This window comes from Streptomyces sp. NPDC058307, assembly GCF_042880295.1.
GTDB lineage: Bacteria > Actinomycetota > Actinomycetes > Streptomycetales > Streptomycetaceae > Streptomyces.
In genome coordinates, this window is sequence record NZ_JBHVYZ010000150.1 from 1 (window position 1) to 3243 (window position 3243).

A 3243-nucleotide genomic window follows, 5' to 3' on the forward strand; every position below is an offset into this window, starting at 1 on the left:
GTTGCGCCGGGCGTCGGACAACCGCTCCACCAACAGGACACCGACGCCCTCCGCCGCGCCCATGCCGTCGGCGGCCGCGGCGAAGGCCTTGCACCGGCCGTCGCGGGACAGTCCGCCCTGGCGGCTGAACTCGGTGAAGAGATCCGGGGTCGACATCACCGCGACACCGCCGACCACGCCCAGGGAGCAGTCGCCCTGCCGCAGCGACTGCACCGCCAGGTGGAGTGCCACCAAGGACGACGAGCACGCGGTGTCGACCGTCACGGCCGGACCTGTCAGGCCGTAGGTGTAGGCGATGCGCCCCGACGCGACGCTTCCGGCGACGCCGGTCAGGGCGTGCCCCTCGACCTCCTCCGGGATCGCGGGCAGCCTGCTGCCGTAGTCGTGGAAGCTGGCGCCGATGAAGACACCCGTCCGGCTGCCGTGCAGGGACACCGGATCGATGCCGGAACGTTCGAAGAGCTCCCAGGTGGTCTCAAGGAGCAGCCGTTGCTGCGGGTCCATCGCCAGCGCCTCCCGCGGCGAGATCCCGAAGAACGCGGCGTCGAACTCGCCCGCGTCGTACAGGAATCCGCCGTCGGCCGTGTACGAGGTGCCCGGCCGGTCGCCGTCCGGTTCGATCAGCGAGGTCAGGTCCCAGCCACGGTCCGCCGGAAACCCGGAGATGCCCTCCCCGCCCGTCGACACCAGCTCCCACAGGGCCTCGGGCGAGGAAACCCCGCCGGGGTAGCGGCAGCTCATCCCGACGATCGCCACCGGCTCGTCGACCGCCGACTCCGCTTCACGCAGGCGCGCTCGGGTCTCCTGGAGTTCCACGGTGACCCGCGTCAGGACGTGACGGAGCTTCTTGACGTCGTCCATTACTTGCTCCATGCGATGTGTCAGCCATGAGGAAAGAGGCAGGGGGAAAAGGGCAAGGGGAAAGGGACAGGGTGGGGCAGCCCGGGTCTCAGGAGATCCCGAATTCCTTCTCGATGAAGGCGAGGAGCTCGCCGTTGGTACTGGCTTCGAGCTCCTCGGCGTCCACGGCGGTCTCCGCCGGTCGGTCGGCACCGACGGCGAGCTTCAGGAGGCGGCGGAGCCCGTCGGCGATCGCGGCTCGGGCGGGGTCGTCGTCCGGCATCGTCGTCAGCAGGCCGTCGAGCCGCTCCAGGTCGGCGGCGCCGGGAGTCTCCGGTTCATCGCCCTCGTCGAAGAGCTGCGCCCCGAGATGGTCGACAAGTTCGGTCACCGTCGGATGGTCGAAGATCACAGTGGCCGGCAGCCGGATCCCGGTGACACCGGTGAGCCGGTTGCGCAGTTCTACAGCGGTGACCGAGTCGAGGCCGAGTTCTCGGAACGGCCGCTTGGTGCTCACCGGATCGGCCGAGTCGTGTCCGAGTACGGCGGCCACCTGAGTGCGTACGGCTTCGAGGAGCCGCCGCCTGCGTTCCCGTGGGTCCGTGCCGGCGTCGGCCCATCGGTCCTCAGTGTCATCACCGGCACGGGCACCGGCACCGGCCCCGCCCAGCGCCTGCCTGGCCTCGGGAATCTCGTCGAGCAGTCGGCTCGGCCGTACGGCTGTGTAGGCGTGGGCGAACCGCTCCCAGTCGACGTCGGCCACGACTGCGGCTGTCTCGCCCTGCTCCAGCACCGCTTCCAGCGCGAGGACCGCCGACTCCGGTGGCAGCAGCGGCAGACCGTGCCGGATACGCAGCTCGGCCACCGAGTTGCCGTCGGCCATGCCGCCCTGCGCCCAGGGCCCCCAGGCCACGGACGTCGCCGTCAGGCCCTGCGCTCGGCGGTACCGGGCAAGCGCGTCCACGTAGGCGTTCGCCGGTGCGTAGTTGCCCTGGCCGGCCATGCCGACACTGCCGGCCACCGAAGAGAACAGGACGAACGCGGACAGCTCCAGACCGAGGGTCAGTTCGTGCAGGCGCCACGCGGCACCGGCCTTGACCCGCAGTACGGCGTCCACCTGCTCGGGCGTCAGGGACTCGACGGCCGCGTCGTCCAGAACGGCGGCCGTGTGGAACACCGAGGTCAGCGGAGACTCGGCCGGGATCGCTGCCAGCAGCTCGCGCAGCGCGTCGTCGTCCGAGACGTCGCACGCCGCCAGCGTCACCCTGGTCCCCGTCCGGGTCAGCTCGGCCACCAGGTCGGCCGCACCGGGCGCGCTGTCACCACGGCGGCTGACGAGCAGCAGGTGCTCGGCGCCCTGCGCCGCCAGCCTGCGGGCGAGTCGGCTGCCCAGGGCTCCGGTGCCGCCGGTGATCAGCGTCGTACCGCTGCCCGGCCGTCGGCCGTCACCCTGGGGGACGTCTCCGAGGGGCGCCCGGACGATCCTGCGCCCGAGGATCCCCGTACGACGCACCGCGACCTGGTCCTCGTGGGCATCGGACGCCAGCACCGCACACAGCCGGCTCATGGTCCGCCGGTCCGGCTCCATCGGCAGATCGACCAAACCGCCCCACTGGGTGGGGAGTTCCTGCGCCACGACACGCCCCAGTCCCCACACCGCGGCCTGTTCCGGACGGGTCAGCGGGTCGTACGCAGCGACGGACACCGCGCCCTGGGTGACACACCACAGGGATGCGGCGAGGTTCGCGGCCGCCATGCCCTGGATCAGCTGCAGCGTCCGGTGGAGGGCGGCCGGGTCCGACGCGGACATCGTGTCGACGGCGAGCAGCGAGAGCACGCCGACCGCCGAGGGCCACTCATCAAGGAGATCGGCCCAGCGCCGTGGATCCTCGGGCGCCACGATCGTCTCCACCACGGCCCCGTGTCCGCGCAGTCCTTCGACGGTCGCCTGGTGCAGCCCGCCGTCCGCCTGGCCGGGAACGACGGCCACCAGCCAGGTGCCGGACAGCCCGGTCGGAGCGTTGTCGGGCAGCGGTGCCCAACTCTCCCGATATTGCCAGGAGTTCAGCTCGATCGCCGAGCTGCGCCGTCGGTGCCATGCCGACAACGCGGGCAGTACGGCGGTCAACTCGCCCCCGGCACCGTCCAGTCCGAGGGTCCGCGCCAGCTCCTCCGGATCCTCGCGCTCCACGGCCGCCCAGAAATCGGCGTGGGCGTCCGGCGGCGCGGCGCGGTCCGGGCCGGCGGGCGCGAGCCAGTAGTGGTCGCGTTGGAAGGCGTAGGTGGGGAGGTCGACGGGGGTGGTGGCGGTCCCGGGCAGGACTGCGGTCCAGTCGGGGGTGACGCCATGGGTCCAGAGTTCGGCGAGGGAGGTCAGGAACCGCCGGCTGCCGCCCTCGTTGC

Annotated in this window: 2 protein-coding genes; both read right to left on the reverse strand. The window is 71.8% G+C overall.

Annotated elements, in window-relative coordinates; translation table 11 throughout:
- On the reverse strand, window positions 1-873 hold an 873-nt coding region (locus ACFVYN_RS41175), incomplete at its 3' end, for a beta-ketoacyl synthase N-terminal-like domain-containing protein (RefSeq protein WP_390008011.1).
- A gap of 76 nt (window positions 874-949) precedes the next feature.
- Window positions 950-3243: SDR family NAD(P)-dependent oxidoreductase (locus ACFVYN_RS41180; protein WP_390008014.1), on the reverse strand; the 2294-nt coding region annotated here is incomplete at its 5' end.